A 17,662-nucleotide genomic window follows, 5' to 3' on the forward strand; every position below is an offset into this window, starting at 1 on the left:
CGATGAGCATTAGCTGGATTCTCATCATCACTGTCGCTCTGTTCCTCCTCCAGCATCAGCTATTTGCCCGCTGGGGGTTTCGCGGGCTTCGCATTGAGCGAACCTTCAGTACGACGCATTGCCATGCCGGGGACGACATTGTCATGATCGAAACGATCGTTAATCGCAAGCTTGCTCCGATTCCTTGGCTTCGCTTGGAATCAACGATTCATGCGGGGCTCCACTTTGCGAAGATGAGTAATCTCGCAGTGAGCAGCGGAGCTCTTTTCCAAAATCATCGCAGTCTGTTCAGCCTTATGCCCTATACAAGAATAGTCCGACGCCACGGGGTACACTGTGCGAAGCGAGGTTGGTATAAGCTCGAAACGGTCGCCGCTTCAATGGGAGATTTGGTTGGTGTGCAAGCTGCTTCCTCCATCCACCGCATGCAGTTGGAGCTCCTTGTTTACCCTCGCTTGGTAAGCAGAGATGACATCCCGCTCCTCTCCAGCCGATGGCAAGGCGATATAACCGTCAAACGCTGGATCATGCCGGATCCGTTCCTCGTGTCCGGCGCTCGGGAATATCGTTTTGGGGATACGATGAACAGCATCCACTGGAAAGCGACAGCACGCAGCCAGAAACTCCAAGTATATAATCGAGATTTCACTGCTGACCCTAGGCTGCTCTTAGCCGTAAATACGCAAATAACGGAAACGATGTGGGATGCTGTGACCGATCCCGAGCTTGTTGAGAAAGCTCTCTCGTACGCAGCTACACTTGCTGAATATGCCGTGAGCCAAGGTATTCCTGTTGGTTTCGGCTACAACGGCTCTCTGCAGGGTCAGCCTGGAGTTCCCGTGTACCTCGCCCCCGAAGGTGGTTGGCCACATTTGGAACACCTTTTCGAAACGATGGCTAAGCTTGCGATCTCCTGCTCTCGCTCCTTCGAAGACTTCCTGGATTATGGAATCGAGCAAGAAGGAACCGCGATGGACATCATCCTGCTGACTTCTTTCGTATCTAAGGGGATCGAAGAAAGTATTGAGCGTCTTGAATCGTTAGGACATTCTGTTTTTATCATCCCCTTGCAGCACGGCCTTCTTGAGCTGAACGGAGAGGAGGTAGGTGTTTCCAATGTTAGCGCCCATTCAAACGCCTTCTCAACGAGCTAATCTTCATTTACTTGTGAGAGAATTCGGCTTAGCGATCTTGTACGGTTTACTCGAACTCATTATCTTCTTTCCGATTATCGTTCTAATCCAGGTCTATGTGTCTGAGACCTTACTCTGGATGACTTGCTTACAGTTTTTGCTCTGTTATGTGTTCGGCTGCTTCTTTGGACGTATAAAATGGTTAACTCGTACTCTCTATGAGTTAATGCTTTGTGCAGGAGCAGGTTTAACGATTACCTACCTCCTGCAAGGCAACAACTGGCATGGCTGGACCTGCGCAGCCATCGGGTTAATATTTGCATATCGCGGAATTCGCTGCACCAAGGATGGATGGCTCTCGCTCTTCCCTGCGAGCATATTTGTTACCGCAGGTTTGGTTTATTTCGTAGGTGTCCCCATTATGGGACGGTTGGATCTTTTCAATCCGTATATAGGTTGGATGAATGGATTCGGGTTTTGTTCGCTGGTCATTTTTTTCTTAGCTACGAATCGCGCTCAGCTCCTTAGCGCCACGTTAGCAGGCAATGAACGTGCTGCAGCATCGTCACTATCTGAGTCAGTGAAGCGTTCAAGCCGCATTTGGTTAATCACATTAATTGCTTGCATCGCAGCTGTTGCCTATTTTCAGCAATTGCAGCAAGGAATCAGCTCTCTTCTTCGTTCTTCGATCGCTTGGCTGCTGCGCCTTTTGCAGTCCGAACCGTCGTCTGATCAGCCGCTAGAGCCAAGTCCTTCAGCACAACCATTGCCGCTTCCTCCTCCTGCTCCCACTGACGAACCCAGCTGGTTTGACATGCTGCTTCACTATGCCCAGGTTATTTTCGGCTATCTCATTGTCATCGCCCTTATCCTTGGCGCCATTTATATCATCATTGCCAAGCTGACACCTGCTCTGGTCTCGCTTATCCGGCGCTTGATGAACCGTTCATTTAGCAGCAAGAAAGGCGAGGGAACCGAAGGATTCACGGATGAAAAAGAAAATCTTCTAGCGTGGAAAGAACTACCGCGTATGTGGTGGCAGCAAACGATGAAGAGCTGGTCGAGGGGGAAAGTAAATGAACCAAAATGGTCACATTTGCCGAACAATCGGGAGCGCATCCGTTTCCTTTATCGTGTGTTGATCCAGCAAGCAGCTGAAGGTGGCTATACTTACAATAAAGCCTATACCCCAAATGAAACAGAACGGGAGCTATCAAACCAATATCAGCTATCCAGCCATGCCGTTCATGCCATCACATCAGCTTATAACCAAGCGAGATATAGAGATGACGATGTATCTGATTTAGAGCTTGATCAAGTACTGCAAACTCTTGACCCTCTCATTCGCAATCATTTGAAATGAGCACCTTACTCCCTAGCTGTAAGCATGTTTTTCATCACTAAAGTGATGAATCCCAGCAATCCCAATACTTTAACGATGATAAATATCGTCTCGTTCGCTGCTTCCGAGGGAAATCTCCCTTTTCCCTAGCTGTAAGCATGTTTTTCATCACTAAAGTGATGAATCCGAACAATCCCTATACTTTAACGATGATAAACATCGTCTCAGACGCTACTTCTGTGGGAAATCGCCCTTTTCCCTAGCTGTAAGCATGTTTTTCATCACTAAAGTGATGAATCCCAGCAATCCCAATACTTTAACGATGATAAACATCGTCTCAGATTAACAAGCTCTGCCTTTTCACCATCGGAATTTTCCGGACAAAATCTCGGCCCCGCTAGCACAAAAAAGGGGGCTAGATTATTCACCCCAAAGTTCTCCTATGCAAGACAAAGAGGCTGCGCAGCAAACAACTGCACAGCCTCTTCTTTTTTAGACTTTTATGACCATTTATCCGACTCTTCGCAATCCTACAACGCATCCCAGCATTTACATTCAAAAAATTCAGTCACACTTTTGCACACGGATGCATATACATAATTGTTTGAATACATTCGACTGAGGTGGTTTTGAGATGTTAGCATTAAAAACCGGTTGTGAAAAAGAAGAAGTCGTTCACACATTATGTGAAATGGGATTGGATCAGATCGCAAAATGGATCATGGTATTACCCGAAGACAGGTGGGAAAACATGTTTCTTTCAACATGGCCAACACTTGCTAAAAAATGCGGCTTCAACAGATAAGCTGCTTTCTTTTTACATAAACATACGAAAGACCATGGTGGCATTTCGCTCTGTGCAAACCTTGCATAGAGCCTTTTTGTCGTCATGGCCGTAAAACTCGATTATTTGTTTGGTGACCATCTTTTCAGCTTATGAATATTTCGTGTAAAAAGGCCTGTAAGAAACCGCGGAAAACCAAACTCAACCAGCTTCTGCTTCACCCGATCCTTCATCTGCTCCACGGTTAGATCTGGCAAAGTGAATTCACCGTTTTGGTAGCAATGACTGCAGTATACCTTGCTCTTCATTCCAGACTTCTCTGTTCCTCCGCCTTGCTCATCACGAGCGAGCGGCATCCCGCAGCTTTGACAGTTTTTATAGGTGTCCATGTTTTTTTACTCCTCCTAAAAGCTTCTCCTATTATCATACCAACAAGGCATTCAATTGCAATGAAAAGCTGACCTATTATCTATTCAAGCGCTTTCAGAGCAGGATAGTAGCCACCTTCAGGCGAATCTACTAGAGATAGAATGTCAATTTCAATTAGATTAGTAATAGTAAAATTTTAAGGAGGACTGTTGTGAAGCCCGTCACAGTGAAAGATTTGGTTGAGCGCTTCTCGCTCGAAGTACTTGCTGGACATTCGGAACTGCACCGCCCGATTACCAAAACAAAGGCACATCGCCCTGGACTTGAATTTGTCGGCTATTTTGAATATTTCCCGCAAGCGCATGTTCAGTTGTTAGGCAGGAAAGAAATTACCTATTTGCACAGTCTCAGCGAGAACGAAAGAAATCTTCATATCGGAAATATTGTCAAATATCACCCGCCTTGTTTCGTCGTAACGAGAAACCAAGAAGGTTTGAAATATTTAACCAAATATTGCGAAGAAGAGAAAATCCCGCTCCTCCGTACGGCTGCCCATACGAGTAAATTTCAAGACTTAGTTGATTTATATTTAAGTAAATCGCTAGCTCAGGAGATTGCCATCCACGGTGTTTGTGTCAATGTCTCGGGGATTGGCATTCTGCTTCGCGGTAAGTCCGGGGTTGGCAAGAGTGAAACTGCCCACACCTTAATTCACAGAGGGCATCGACTTGTTGCCGATGATATTGTCGTACTGAAGAAGATTAGCCCCGAGACTCTGCTCGGTACCCACAATGGGAAGACGAAGGAATTCCTGGCGCTGCGCAGCATCGGACTGATTAACGTCTCGCGGCTTTACGGCCGCAAAGCTTTCCAGGACGAAACGCGGATCGTGCTCGATATTGAGCTTACGAAGTGGCAGGAGGATGCGCTCAACAACGATTTGGAGCTCGAACCCTGTTTCACCGAGTATATGGATATTAAAATTCCACATATTGAAATCCAACTGCAGCCTGGACGAGATGTTGCCGGACTCGTTGAAGCCGCTGCCAACAACTGGTATTTGCGTCAACAAGGCTACCGTGCAGCTGAGGAATTCATGCAGCGTCTGCAAAATGACACCGATTAAAAGAAGCCGTCCCATCCTAGGATGAGGCGGCTTCTTTATTTAGCTTTCTCTTTTTTCATTAACCAAGTCGGGGTATTGATCCTGACCGTGATATCATCGTGGTCTTCGTGGTCCATACTTTTCCTACCCCTCTCTTGCCATAGCTGATACGGATACAGGATAAATGAAAGTCCCACCATGATGAGAAAGATGTGATAGTGCTTCACACTGATAAGATCCGCTATGCCAAGCTTTTCTTCAATCCGATGAAACACAAAGGCATAAAAGGCATCTTACAACAGATTAGCAACGACATATAACCAAAACCGCCCAAATGTAAAGTGAAAAACCCACATCGTTCCGACAAGAAAAATCCCATAGGCAAAGGCTGTATTTGTCACATAGCCCCATGGAACGATGGCATCTTTTAATATCCATAACTTATATGTATAGCCAATCTCATACACGATCGTGACCAAAAGAGCGGAGAAAATACAGACAGGCATATACCTGTAAATACTTTTCTTCTTCATCAAAAATAAAGATAACCAGGGCAGCACAAATCCTGACCAAAGCAGCAATTTATTGAGTATGTTGACAACCTCCCCTGCGGTTTGGTTGATTTTACCATTGCCTGATTTCGTCAATCGTATGCATGGTTTAGGCTCCCTCACCTCTATGTTTGGCTTATCACGATACAGGTACGGCCCCAAAACAACCTCTCGAATCGAAAGCTGTTAGTGGAGGTGCTTCTTATGCGCAAAAGATTAACAATCACGATACTATCTATTACACTAGCCGTTTTGATGCTTTGTGGGTGGACGGCCTATGCGGCAACTTCACCTAACACATCGACTTCGACTTCCGTCCTGGGGACATTCAAATCCATCGCTTCGGATGCTGTCACTGTAAACACAAATACCGGTGATCAAACAATTCCATTAGCCAAATCCGTATGGGTTTACCGTAATGATCAAAAGGCCCAACTGGCTGATTTGAAGCCTGGGGATCAGATCGAACTAATCGTTAATAGCAAGCAGCAGGCTGCCTATGTGAAAGCGACCTCAACTGATGCTGGTGCACCTGTGACAGAAGCCGTACCAGCGACACCAGTGACCCCTGAGCCTACAGCGACACCAGCTTCGCCGGGAACGAGCGATCAAGCTGCAGCAGCTGTGCCAAATAAACCTGTTTCTAGCACACAATCCCCTTCCCAGCAGAACAATGAGGTTTACCCTAACTTGGAGGACATCGACCTGAAGGTGGATGGCAAGCACTTCAAACTGCACATTACACAAACCAAGGGTGCGAATGGCATCTTGTATGATCTGAATATTAAGCCCGAAAATAGCGGTACGATTCATCTCAAAGGGGACCAAGCCGCCGCATGGATCAAAATGCTACTTGCTTCCGTCGACCTCAAATCTTCAAATGCTGAGCAGGCATTAACACAGCTGCTTGCCGAGCATTACAACTTGGATGCAACTAAACTAAATATCCATATGAAAACCAAATGGGAGCAAGAACAAGCGCCCAATACGGTAAAGCAGCAGGATTCCCAAAAAGATGAGAGCGCGCAAAAAGATGATGACGAAGATGAAGATAAAGACAAAAATAAAGACAAAGACGACAAAGTCAAGTATAAAGACAACGATAAAAGCAACAGCAATAATAACAACAAAGAAAATAACAACGCTAAATCCAAAGCGCACGGAAACAGTGAACATTCTGGAAAAGACGATGATCGTAAAAAGAGTGACAAGTAAAATCGCAGCAGCCACAATGCTGACTAACTCAAAAATATAAGTCTCGAGCTTTTGTGCAAAAATGATACACTTTTTACAGGTTCTCACACCGTAGAAGGCCCCCCCATCACAATAAAAGCCGCCGATATCCATTTAGGATGTCGACGGCTTTTTGCTGCATATCTTATCTTTTCTTCCCCTTGCCATGTCCGTGCTGACTTTCTTTTTTGTCTTCCTTATCGCCCTGGTCTGACTCTCCGGACGAGGACAATGAGTTCGAATCCTTAGCAGTTTGAGCCTCTGCCCCCACAAACGGCATATCAAAAGGAACAACAGGTGTCTGAGCCAAGGCCCGATTCATCATCTCGCGAAATAAAACAGCAGGAACAGCACCGCCGGATGTCGTTAAGTAATGCTCTTTATCCGTACGGTCATAACCGACCCACACAGCAGCCGTTAGCTCTGGTGTGTAACCAACGAACCACGCATCTTTAGCACTTCCGCTGCTTAAACCTTCGAATTCCTTAGTCTGCGGCAGCTGCGTTGTGCCAGATTTACCTGCAACGGGGCGATTCATTGCAGCATTCTTACCTGTTCCTTGCGCAACAGCCACTTGCAGCATTGACGTCATTGCATAAGCTGTTTCCGGCTGCATCACGGGAACCCCCTTCGGGCTTGCCCCAACAAGCACATGACCGCTGCTCGTCTCGATCTTCGTGATGGTATGGGCTTGATGCAGAACTCCCTTGGCGGCGAAGGCGCTGAATGCTTGCGCCATCTGTAGCGGTGACACCCCTTCTGAGAGTCCGCCGAGAGCGATGCCAAGCTGACGATCCTGAGCCGGTAAAGTAATGCCCAGGGATTTAGCAAATTGGAGTCCACGATCAATCCCTATCTCGTGAAGCAGCCAAACAGCTGGCACGTTCCAAGAAGAAACAACCGCTTCCTGCATCGTCACCTGCCCTCTCGTTCGGTGATCCCAATCTTGTGGTTGGTAACCTTCGATGTTCAATGGACCATCATATAAGATGGAATTTGGCTTATAGCCATTCTCCATCGCAGGTCCATAGACAACAATCGGCTTAAAAGATGACCCAGGCTGTCTCTTCAACTGCGTTGCACGGCTAAACCCACGGAAGACTCCTTCTCCTCGTCCTCCAGCTAATGCGCGAATCCCACCGGTTCGCTGATCAACGATTGCAGCTCCGCTTTGAATGAGCTGATCTGGCTTGCTTTTCGGAAATAGACTCTCGTCTTTATAAACATCCGCAACTGCATTCTGCACCAAGGGATCTAGCTCCGTCGTGATTCGCAAGCCACCCGTCAACAACTGTTCTTCTGTAAAACCATACTCATTAACAGCTTCATTAATGACCGCATCCACATAGGCCGGATAGCGTCCCTTCAACTCATTGCCTTTATCGGATTTAACGACACCTAGCGGTGAAGCTTTGGCTTTCTCGTAATCCTGCGCGGTTATTTTACCTTCATCACGCATCAGTACAAGCACAGTATTCCTTCGCTCGAGTGCCTGACCTTCATCCTTAAAAGGTGAGTACCGGCTAGGAGCCTTAGGAAGAGCGGCAAGAACTGCTGCCTCTGGCAAGGTTAGATCCTTCACATTTTTATTGAAATACGTTCTAGCCGCTCCCTGTACCCCCCAGCTCCCTTCCCCGAAATAAATGCTGTTTAAGTACATCTCCAGAATTTCATTTTTACTATAGGTTGTGTCTATTTTAATCGCATAAGCGGCTTCTCTCAGCTTTCGACCCAGTGTTTTGTCCGCATTGAGAAACAGATTACGGGCCAACTGCTGCGTAATCGTACTGGCTCCCTCCGAATAGCTTCCTCGCAACACATCGCGAGCAACCGCACGGAAGATAGATCTGACATCAATCCCCGTGTGCTCATAGAATCTTTTATCTTCCACAGCCACAACCGCATCCATCAACACCTTCGGTAATTGTGAAAACTGGACAGGCTCAATTTTTGAAGCAGATAACTGCGAAGCTGGTTTACCGTTCTTATCCAGCACAAGTGTTGACTCTGGCAGCGGCTGGCTTAACTTCGATACATCGAGTCCACGAATGTAGGAATAACAAGCCACGAATACAATCACACAACCCATCAGTACAATAACGCTAAAAATTTGCCAAAACCTTTTTTTCTTCCAAAATGCTTTAAACATCTTACCTTCCTCCTTACGTACGCTTATATATATTCGCAGGATTCCTGCAGTTAGCGACGCACGAGGGAAAAGGAACTATTACCAACTTAAACGACATAAAAAGCCCCCCAATATATAAACAACTGAAGGGCTCACAATTTTTGGAATATACAATTTTTAAGCGATTGAGGTTGGTGCTCCGAAAATACTGGTGTATCCGCTGATGCTGCCCAGGATACGCTCCGCTTCCTCACCGTTCATGGAACCATATCGTTCCACGGCATCGACGATTTTAGGGAACAAATGAATGTCTCCTGCGCTTGCGAATCCACACACACCAGGGAAAGACAACACAAAATGCACACAAGCATCTATCATCTGCTGCTGGTCAAAAGGTTCATACCATGTCGCATAAGAACGCTTCTCCCCTTCTCCCCATGGAGCCTTAGCAATCGCTTTGATGACCCTGATAGCTGCATTTTGCTTATTGGCTTCTTCCATGAGTGCATCGAAAGCTTCCCGATACTCCGGCAAACTATACATATAATAATTGAGTGGCAGCAGCACGGTTGCGAAAGGAAATCGATGTAACGCTTCCAAATGTACACTCGGAGCATCATGCCCATGTCCAGTTATGCCAATCTCCTTAACAATACCTTCGGCTTGCGCTTCTAAAGCTGCCTCCAAAGCACCGCCTTTTTCTGTGCAGCGGTCTAACTCCTCCATAGAGCCTACCGCATGCAGTTGAAGTAAGTCTACAGAATCAACCCGCATCCGTTCCAGAGAGCGATAAATTTCTTCTTTCGCTTCCTTCTTCGTTCTTTGCCCTGTTTTCGTAGCTAGGAAAATATCCTTGCGAATTTGACTGATCATAGGGCCCATACGGACTTCGGCATCCCCATAACTGGCTGCGGTATCAAAATGGTTAACTCCATGCTGCAAGGCAAAAGAAATGGATGCATCCGCTTCCTCTTGCGTCACATTCCCTAGACTTGCTGCACCAAACATAACGACTGAGCTTTCGTGATTCAAACGACCTATTGTTCGTTTCAACATGAATGAAGTGCTCCTTCCTTATTGTTCTTACTCTTCTCCACCATATCATTTACTTGGCCAAGAATACAGTTCTTCGCTGAACAAGATGCAAAAAAAAAAGCTTTTGGATACGAACATCCAAAAACTTTTTACTCATACCTCAATGTATGCCAATTAATACGTTGCCCCTTGCAAGAACTTAACTCGTTCACCCATTGGCGGAATTTCGTTGCCATCCACAATAACTTCAACAACCACAGGACCTCCGTGAGAAAGCCACTCTTGCACATGCTCTCCCTGTAGTTGATCCAGAGATCTAACTTCGGCATGACGCAAGCCAAGCGATTGGGCAACACCTGCAATACTAACTCTCTCTTGTGAAAAGTCTTCCAGACATCTTTTGTACTGCAGCATATGACCATGATAAACCATCCCGAGACGGGCATTGTTAATGACGACAAATAGGATCGGAAGGTTGTATTCCTTAGCGGTTAGCACTTCGAGACCATGCATGAAGAAACAGCCATCGCCTGTAATACAGATCGTTGGTCGAGTCGGCTCCGCTAACTGAGCTCCTAGTGATCCTCCGATTCCAGAGCCCATGCCTCCGAAATTGATATCAATATCGAATTCTTGTCCGCTCTCGATCAATAAGTTTTGGATCGAATAGGTCATGAATTCACCGATATCTAGGAAGAATCGAGCATTCTTCGGTGCTGTTGCACTGAGACGACGGATCGCCGACAACGTATTCCATTTCTCTTCGGCCTGTTCGGAAGCTGCTGCTGCTTCGCCTAGCCCCTGGAATGCCTCGCTTGCATATGATTTATCTTGTGTATCAGCTGAAAGGTGCTCTAATAATTCCGTAATGACAAGCTTGATTTCACCATGTACAGGATACTGGGTTTCGTAGCACTTCCCTAATTCACTTTGATCGTAATCGATGTGAATGAGCTCTCTACCCGCAACCAATCGTGGTTCCCAGTTGCTTGTTGCTAGCTCGCCTAGGCTTGAACCGATGATCAGCAGTACCTCATGATCGTTACCGTTCAAGTACTCACTCGCTTTGATATTCGCTGATAAGCCATATATCCCTAAGGAAAGCGGATGATTTTCGGGGAATGCCCCTTTTCCACGTGGTGTTGTTGCCACTTTCCACTCAAGCGTTTCAGCCAACTGTACGATACTGTCAGAGGATGCTTTAGCGCCATTACCCAACAGAATCGCTCCACGTAGACCTGCTGCTTTGATTCGCTTAGCAGCCGCTTGAGCGGCTGCCAAATCCATCGTTGGCTGCTGAACTGGAGGTAACACCGGAAGCTCTCTTTCACCTATATCCGTCATTTGAATATCAATAGGAATCGCCAAATGCACAGGACCTGGCACGCCGCTAATCGCTGTGTGATAGGCCTCTGCCAGAATCTCTGGCAGCTGATTAGGGTCTAGAACCGTTCGGCTCATCTTCGTAATCGATGCAAAGATCGGTTCAGCATACAGCTCCTGCGCGCCCCCTTTGCCCATTTTACCAGATGGCACTGAGCCTGTGATGAATATAACAGGAAGCTTCTGCTTCCAAGCATTCGCAGCCGGAGTCACGAGGTTCGTCGCTCCCGGTCCGCTAGATGCCACGCAAATCGACGGAAGTCCTGTAATTCTCGTATAAGCACCTGCCATGTAGCCGGAGCTATTCTCATGCTTAGCTACAATCGGCTTAAGCTCAGGAATGTCCAAAAGGGCGTCATAGATCGCATTGATTGAGCCTGCTGGAATACCGAATACATATCGCACACCTTGCTGCACTAAAAATCTCAATCCTACTTCAATCGCCCGCATATTGGTTACCCCCTTCCTTTAGGTAAAGTAAATTTGAATACCGAACCTTGACCTTCGGTGCTCTCGAACCAAATCCGACCGCCATGCAGTTCGATAAGCTGTTTTGAAATGGCAAGACCTAGGCCTGTCCCATTAATTTGATTATTAGCTTGATAGAATTTCGTAAAAATGTTTTTCTGCTTCTCATAAGGGATACCGATACCACTATCATGTACTTCAACCGTAAGTACCGTTTCTTCGAAAATCGTTTTAATGGTAATCACACCCATAGGTGGTGTAAATTTAATCGCATTGGAAAGTAAATTCAATAAAATCTGCAGAATGCGTTGTTTATCGACGCTTACAATCGTATCCGTTTCTGCGTCCGATTCAACAACTAGAATCAGCTTCTTCTTATTGATTAAAGACTGTACAATATGAACGGATTCCTTGATGATTTCTTTGAAATCAGCTTCGGTATACACCAATTCAAATTTACCGTTTTCCATTTTAGCGAAATCCAGCAATTCATTCACTTGATCCAGCAAACGCTCGATCGACTTGGACGCGATATCTAGTAAATCCTTCTGCGAATCGTTGAGTCCACCGAGAATCCCTTTGCTAAGAATGTCTACAGATCCTTTAACCGCTGTAATCGGCGTACGTAGCTCATGAGAAAGTGTCGCGATGAAATCGCTTTTCAACTCATTCAGATGCTCTAGTTCACGTACTAGACCCTCTAGCTTGAAGTTAGCATGCTGCAGCTCTATAGAACGCTCATTGACGGAGTGATCCAATGTCTCCGTATGCTGGGCATTCGAAAGCGCGGTAGCTGTAGCATCAGAAATCGATTGGCAGAATTCCAATATGCTTGCTTCATACTTCCTTGGTTTTCCGATCGACGGAATCGCAACGACACCGTAAACGGAACCTTTGGCCACAAGCGGGAATACCATAATACTTCGGATATCAAAAGAGACGAAGGCTTTATGATTAGGCCGCGGATCCGCGTACACATCCTCGATTGCCGCTGATTTCTTCTGAGTAATGACTTCATACAAAAGGCGGTCATTTTCAATGGTTAACTTGACTTCTCTATGCTTAACCTTCCATTCGTCAACTGTTACATTCTCAGAAGACAATTGGTAGGGCTCAATGGTATGCTCTTTTTCATTATATAGATGAATACCGATATCCTTAGACCCACTGGCTTTACGCATGTAGTGGAAAAAAGTGTTCAGAACATCTTTGACCGACAATGACTCCGATAAAGCTTTCGTCGCGTCAAGAAGAAGCTGCTGCTTCTCCATCAGAAGTTGCCGTTGTTCGAACATGCGGATGTTGCGAATCGCCACACTTGCCATGTTAACAAAAGCTTCCGTAACTTCCATCTGCTCCTGAGTAATATTCATCGGTTTTCCGAAATCGTGGACGAAGACAAGCCCAAACACGTCATTTTCTACAATGACGGGAATCCCGAGGATCGATTTAATTTTTAACAATTGTCTCTTGGATTGATCCAATCTCAGGTCAATACTCGTATCTGAGATATAGTCGCTAGCTTGGTTGCGCAAAATATCCCTGACAAACTCATCTTCTCTAGGATCAATGAGCAGCTCCGTTATATCCACAGGCAATTTATTGCCTTTATATCCTTGAAAAGTACCATCCGGCTGTTTCAAGAAAAAACCAACAAGATCTGCTTGCGTTATCTCTCCTGCTATCGCGTCAACGAAGACTTGCAGGATTTCTGACATTTCAAACTGAGAATTAATGACCTTCGTCATTTGAAATAATTTTTGAAAACTTATCAATTCCATGACCATGCCCCACCCATTCCCCTTTTTTTAGCGAATCTTTATTTGATGTCTTCCATTATTCTTGGCCCCAAGAAGTGCAGAATCAGCTTGCATAATGATTTGATCGAACGAGGTAGGGTCGAAATTATTCGTCAACCCTATGCTCACTGAAAATTCCTGTGATTTATGGTGTGCCAGGCTAACCTTTAAACCGTCGACAGCCTTAATGATACTATCTGCAATCTCTACACAGTTCACTTCATTTTGGAGTAAGACCAAGAACTCGTCCCCGCCATACCGAAAGGCTAGATCATGCTCGCAAGAGATTTTCGACGTTATGATCGTTGCTACTTCTCTCAAGACTTGATCCCCAACCAAATGACCATAGTTATCATTAATGTCCTTAAAATAATCCATATCGACCATCATAGCGGCTTGAAATTGCTTGGTTCCCTCTTTGATCATCCGAATGGTAATATCCAAGTATGCTCGATTATATAAACTAGTTAGCGCATCCACATACACCAATTTAGCTAATTGTTTATTGTCTTTCTTCAAATTTTTAACCTTCGCTTTTTGGTGGAGGGCAATTTCAACCTTCCGTTCCAGCACATCCAGATCGAATGGTTTGGTCAAATAATCAATTGCTCCTAAACGAAGTCCTTGTAAAATGTCTTCCTTCTGTGCATTTGCAGATAAGAAAATAATTGGGATATCAAAGTCGCTATCGGCTATTAATTGTTTGCATATTTCAAATCCAGTCACTTCAGGCATCATCACATCAAGTAAAATAAGATCAGGTGCCGTCTCTTTGACCATGGAGAAAGCTTCTTTACCATCCTCAACCGTGATGATTTCATAATGTAATGAATTTAAAAATATACGAAGTATATTTAAATTATGGGGTTCGTCATCGACGATAAGAATGCGACACTTCATTAATCTATCCCAACTTTCATGACTAAAATAGTTGCCTATTGATAACTTGTTATCCATTCATTTGCATTTGCTCATCGATGATACTTAAGAAAATCCGCACTAATTCGTCATCAAACTGTTTGCCTGCGTGAATAAGAAGTTGTTCCCTGACTTCATGCACGTGCAGCGAATCTCGGTATACTCTCGTAGAAGTCATCGCATCAAATGCATCTGCAATACTTACAATGCGGACAAGCAAGGGAATCTCTTCACCTTGTAGATTGTCTGGATATCCTCTCCCATCCATGCGTTCATGATGCCATTTTACAATCGGCAGCAGATGCTCAACATCCGGCAAATCCTTTAGCAGCTCATAGCCAATTACAGGATGCTGGCGAATAACGTTAAATTCTTCATCTGATAACCGCCCAGGTTTCATCAAAATATGATCGGGAATTGCTATTTTTCCAATGTCATGCAAAAGAGCCCCTAACTTCAGGCGTTCCAGTTCAGCCTCACTTACCCCCGCCTTTGCTCCAAGTAAAGTAGAGTAGAAAGCGACATTATAACAGTGATCGACCGTGAAGCTATCTTTAACCCTCAATGTATTAAAAAGATTCTCGTAAGCTTTCTGTTTCAGTACTTGTCTCCGGAATTGAATCTTTTTAATCAATTGCTCCATATGCAGTTTAATGAGGTTGCACAGTTGCAATTGATCCTCTGTAAGTTGAATATCAGAAGGAAATGAGAATAATAAAGCCCCGTAAGAAGGACCATGCTTTATATGAAAACCGTATATACACTCGTATTTACTCATTATAAGATAATTTTTTAAATGACTTTCTGCCTTATGTACAGATAAACGTATCCCATCGGGATTTCGGATAAAAAACTGAGTTTGGAGCACTATTTGCTGTAACTGGTCCATGACTGCGGTACTAATATTAACCGAATAAGATGCTGGGGTGCTCTGATGTTTCTCGTCTATAAGAAAGAGAGAGATATGTTCGCAGCCAATTGTTTTCTTGGCGATATCACTCAATTGTCCGATCGATTCGAAGATGGAATCAGAATTTATCACATTTTTAAAAAACAATGAATTCTGCATAGATGTACCTCTTATTCTTCTCAAATAAACTTCCCCAACTATTTAATTAGTACTAGTTCTTCTTAATAAGGAGATTCTCCTCTATTATAAATAAAAATTTCCATTATTTTAATATTTTTTTACTCATATCGCTATATAATTACTCACTTTTTGTTAATTTCTTAGATTATTCTCTCGATTTCTGTCAGATAACTTGAATAGATCCCGCACCAAAAGCAAAAAGGCCTACCCCTTTCTAATGAAATAGGCTGACCTTTTCTAGTTATAAAGATCTAGTTACCTGACATAATAGGTTTAATAAGTGATAACAAGAGCTGTGTGTCCTCTTTACCAATTTGGGAGAAGGGGTTAGACGGATTGTTGAGAGTTAATAGAATCTGCTCAATGTCGATTGCTGTAATTCCCTTAAAATATTTTTGCTTAAGCGCATTTTGTACCTGATAAGAAGAATAATTGTCTTGAATATAGACCGGTGAGCCATAAAGGGACAAGTGATTATTATAGTCCATGTTATAGATGGATATAAAATTTGCTCCTTGCGGAATCATGATAGACGTCGGAATAGATAGCCTCCATGGTGCCCCTTTAGTTACATGACCTATTTCAACAGAACTCACATTATACCCTGTAAAATAAGCATAGTATGCCTTAATGTTCGACTCATTGTTGTCCTGATTCCATGTGATATGTCCACGGATACTTCGATAGTGCTCGTCCCAATCTGTAAATTGAATCGTTGGGGGCAGCGGATAATAGGCAGGTATGTCATTCTCTTCGCCACTTTCAAGATCAGAGTATATCGCAATCTGCGTTGCGCCATTAGGGATTATGATAGGCTCGTTAATATTTAAACCGTTGTAATTCATATGGTTATCTATGATAGGAGGTTCCAAGGCAGAACCGACCAATTGTAATTTCGTTCCATTTGCATCGGTAAAATAAATCGTTTGACCAGCTAGTTGAAGGAGAATATTACGATCTGACGATACTTCCCATCTTAGCCAACCAGCTATTTTCCCCGCTTGCGGGTAATACAGTTGCCCTTCGAAGTTACTCGGCACAGGTAAATTCGATGTTGTAGTGACAGGTGTTAATGGATCCGATAAACGATTATCATACATGAATACAATGGGCCAACTTCCAGGTTCTTCTCCATTACTGTTATTTACTACTACCCCGATTTCTACGACATCTGTTGGTAGCGTTGGCAAAGTAAACTGATAAGCTTTATCTGCCCTTTTTCCGACAACACCCAAATGATGGTATACATTTAATGCATTCTTTGTTCGATAGTATACACGGTACCCTGTAACTTGAGATTCATTCGTAGAACCAGTCCAATTCAGCACTCCATCAATAACTCCGCCGGTCGGATTGGTATCTTTGAAGAGTAATTGACCAGGAGAATACAGGGACGATTTCCAAATTGGACTTGTCACTTGAGCCAAGACAGATGATTCTGACTTCAACTCCAAGCCTATTCTTGTCGCTCCCGCTGGAATGGGTATTGCCGTTGGCAAAGTAAATTGATTAAGCGTCGTACTAATATTTGAATACACGTTACCAACTACCGAATTATAGCTGTCTAAAAAATTTATATTTATTTGGCTATTGGCGGGAACCGTTCCATACGTATTCCATGTTACCCTTCCTTGAATTACAGTTAATGAAGAGTATTCAAGATTGTCTTTAAAGTTAAAACTCTCAAAAGCGGTATAACCGCCTCTATGTTCTAACGTCACATTATGCGAATAGTTACCACTCACTTGACCGCCGATATATGTATCATTGAAATATCCAGGAGCTGAGATATAGATGCTATAATTTGCAACTGGTAAATTTTCTAGTTTACCATGACCGACTCCGTCTAACTGAATTCGTAATGGAAACGGTAAGCTCTCTGAGGTAACAACAACCTTAGCTGAGCTAATTGGTTGTGACTCAGTATTTTTCACGGTGACATCAATAGAAGCGACTGAAACATCTGAGCCACCAGGCAAAACCGCAGCAGAAGCTTTATCAAGATGAGGTAATGTTACCAACAAAATGATTGTAACGATCAAAGCCGCAATCCATTTTGAATGACTTACTTTCATCAAACTCTCCCCTTAGACCAATAATCTGTTCATATTCCTTTCGACATGATATGACATTTTCCTCTATTTTATAGGTAAAAATAACCTCTTTCTCAGTTAACGTATAACTGGGAAAAAGGTTAATGTCTGCTTCGCTTCCTTAATGCCATTAACCTTCAACAATGCAATTAAACGTTATCGTTTAACTATAGGAATACAAAAAAAAGCATAATCTAGCAGTGAAATCACTACTAGATTATGCTTTACTAT

General features: G+C 44.1%; 15 protein-coding genes. 5 read left to right on the forward strand and 10 right to left on the reverse strand.

The features are described 5' to 3' along the window. Nucleotides 1-2: 2 nt before the first annotated feature. The 3 genes from GC098_RS08085 (at nt 3) to GC098_RS08095 (ending at nt 3,280) form a co-directional block, all read left to right on the forward strand. Nucleotides 3-1,154 carry a DUF58 domain-containing protein gene (locus GC098_RS08085; protein WP_171642669.1) on the forward strand — a complete coding sequence of 384 codons (1,152 nt, stop codon included), beginning with the start codon at nt 3-5 and terminating at the stop codon, nt 1,152-1,154. After that, entirely contained in the window at nt 1,117-2,496 is a 1,380-nt protein-coding gene (locus GC098_RS08090; protein ID WP_171642671.1) for a DUF4129 domain-containing protein, read from the forward strand. Before GC098_RS08085 ends, GC098_RS08090 begins: the two co-directional genes overlap by 38 nt. Before the next feature lie 613 nt (nt 2,497-3,109). Beyond that, nucleotides 3,110-3,280 (forward strand): hypothetical protein, encoded by a 171-nt coding sequence (locus GC098_RS08095; protein ID WP_156410997.1) that lies wholly within the window; start codon nt 3,110-3,112, stop codon nt 3,278-3,280. A 101-nt stretch (nt 3,281-3,381) separates the two neighbouring features. Here GC098_RS08095 and GC098_RS08100 read toward each other — a convergent pair whose 3' ends face one another. Next, complete coding sequence (locus GC098_RS08100) at nt 3,382-3,648, reverse strand: zinc ribbon domain-containing protein (protein WP_171642674.1); 267 nt, start codon at nt 3,646-3,648, stop codon at nt 3,382-3,384. A gap of 191 nt (nt 3,649-3,839) precedes the next feature. Between GC098_RS08100 and hprK the strand changes: the two genes are divergently transcribed. Then, a complete protein-coding gene (gene hprK, locus GC098_RS08105) occupies nt 3,840-4,754 on the forward strand; it encodes an HPr(Ser) kinase/phosphatase (RefSeq protein ID WP_171642676.1) in 915 nt (304 codons plus the stop codon). 35 nt (nt 4,755-4,789) lie between these two features. On the opposite strand, the gene GC098_RS08110 is transcribed toward hprK, so the two are convergent. Continuing rightward, complete coding sequence (locus tag GC098_RS08110) at nt 4,790-5,008, reverse strand: hypothetical protein (RefSeq protein ID WP_171642678.1); 219 nt, start codon at nt 5,006-5,008, stop codon at nt 4,790-4,792. 18 nt (nt 5,009-5,026) lie between these two features. After that, complete coding sequence (locus GC098_RS08115; protein ID WP_171642680.1) at nt 5,027-5,380, reverse strand: hypothetical protein; 354 nt, start codon at nt 5,378-5,380, stop codon at nt 5,027-5,029. A 108-nt stretch (nt 5,381-5,488) separates the two neighbouring features. On the opposite strand from GC098_RS08115, the gene GC098_RS08120 reads away from it, so the two are divergent. Then, nucleotides 5,489-6,499 (forward strand): hypothetical protein, encoded by a 1,011-nt coding sequence (locus GC098_RS08120; protein ID WP_171642682.1) that lies wholly within the window; start codon nt 5,489-5,491, stop codon nt 6,497-6,499. Between the two features lie 163 nt (nt 6,500-6,662). Here the strand turns inward: GC098_RS08120 and GC098_RS08125 are convergent, their stop codons facing one another. The 7 genes from GC098_RS08125 to GC098_RS08155 form a co-directional block, all read right to left on the reverse strand. After that, complete coding sequence (locus GC098_RS08125; RefSeq protein ID WP_171642683.1) at nt 6,663-8,666, reverse strand: transglycosylase domain-containing protein; 2,004 nt, start codon at nt 8,664-8,666, stop codon at nt 6,663-6,665. Between the two features lie 156 nt (nt 8,667-8,822). Then, nucleotides 8,823-9,701 carry an aldo/keto reductase gene (locus GC098_RS08130; protein ID WP_171642685.1) on the reverse strand — a complete coding sequence of 293 codons (879 nt, stop codon included), beginning with the start codon at nt 9,699-9,701 and terminating at the stop codon, nt 8,823-8,825. Between the two features lie 153 nt (nt 9,702-9,854). Continuing rightward, the gene (locus tag GC098_RS08135; RefSeq protein WP_171642687.1) at nt 9,855-11,513 is read right to left on the reverse strand and encodes a thiamine pyrophosphate-binding protein; all 1,659 of its coding nucleotides are present in this window, start codon (nt 11,511-11,513) and stop codon (nt 9,855-9,857) included. A gap of 5 nt (nt 11,514-11,518) precedes the next feature. Then, complete coding sequence (locus GC098_RS08140; protein ID WP_171642689.1) at nt 11,519-13,312, reverse strand: GAF domain-containing sensor histidine kinase; 1,794 nt, start codon at nt 13,310-13,312, stop codon at nt 11,519-11,521. 27 nt (nt 13,313-13,339) lie between these two features. Continuing rightward, nucleotides 13,340-14,230 carry a diguanylate cyclase gene (locus GC098_RS08145; protein WP_171642691.1) on the reverse strand — a complete coding sequence of 297 codons (891 nt, stop codon included), beginning with the start codon at nt 14,228-14,230 and terminating at the stop codon, nt 13,340-13,342. A 49-nt stretch (nt 14,231-14,279) separates the two neighbouring features. After that, the gene (locus GC098_RS08150) at nt 14,280-15,317 is read right to left on the reverse strand and encodes an HD-GYP domain-containing protein (RefSeq protein WP_171642693.1); all 1,038 of its coding nucleotides are present in this window, start codon (nt 15,315-15,317) and stop codon (nt 14,280-14,282) included. A 272-nt stretch (nt 15,318-15,589) separates the two neighbouring features. Continuing rightward, nucleotides 15,590-17,413, reverse strand: a complete 1,824-nt coding sequence (locus tag GC098_RS08155; RefSeq protein ID WP_171642695.1) for a carboxypeptidase-like regulatory domain-containing protein — start codon at nt 17,411-17,413, stop codon at nt 15,590-15,592. Between the last annotated feature and the right edge of the window lie 249 nt (nt 17,414-17,662).

The organism is Paenibacillus phytorum, from assembly GCF_013141715.1.
Lineage (GTDB): Bacteria > Bacillota > Bacilli > Paenibacillales > NBRC-103111 > Paenibacillus_E > Paenibacillus_E phytorum.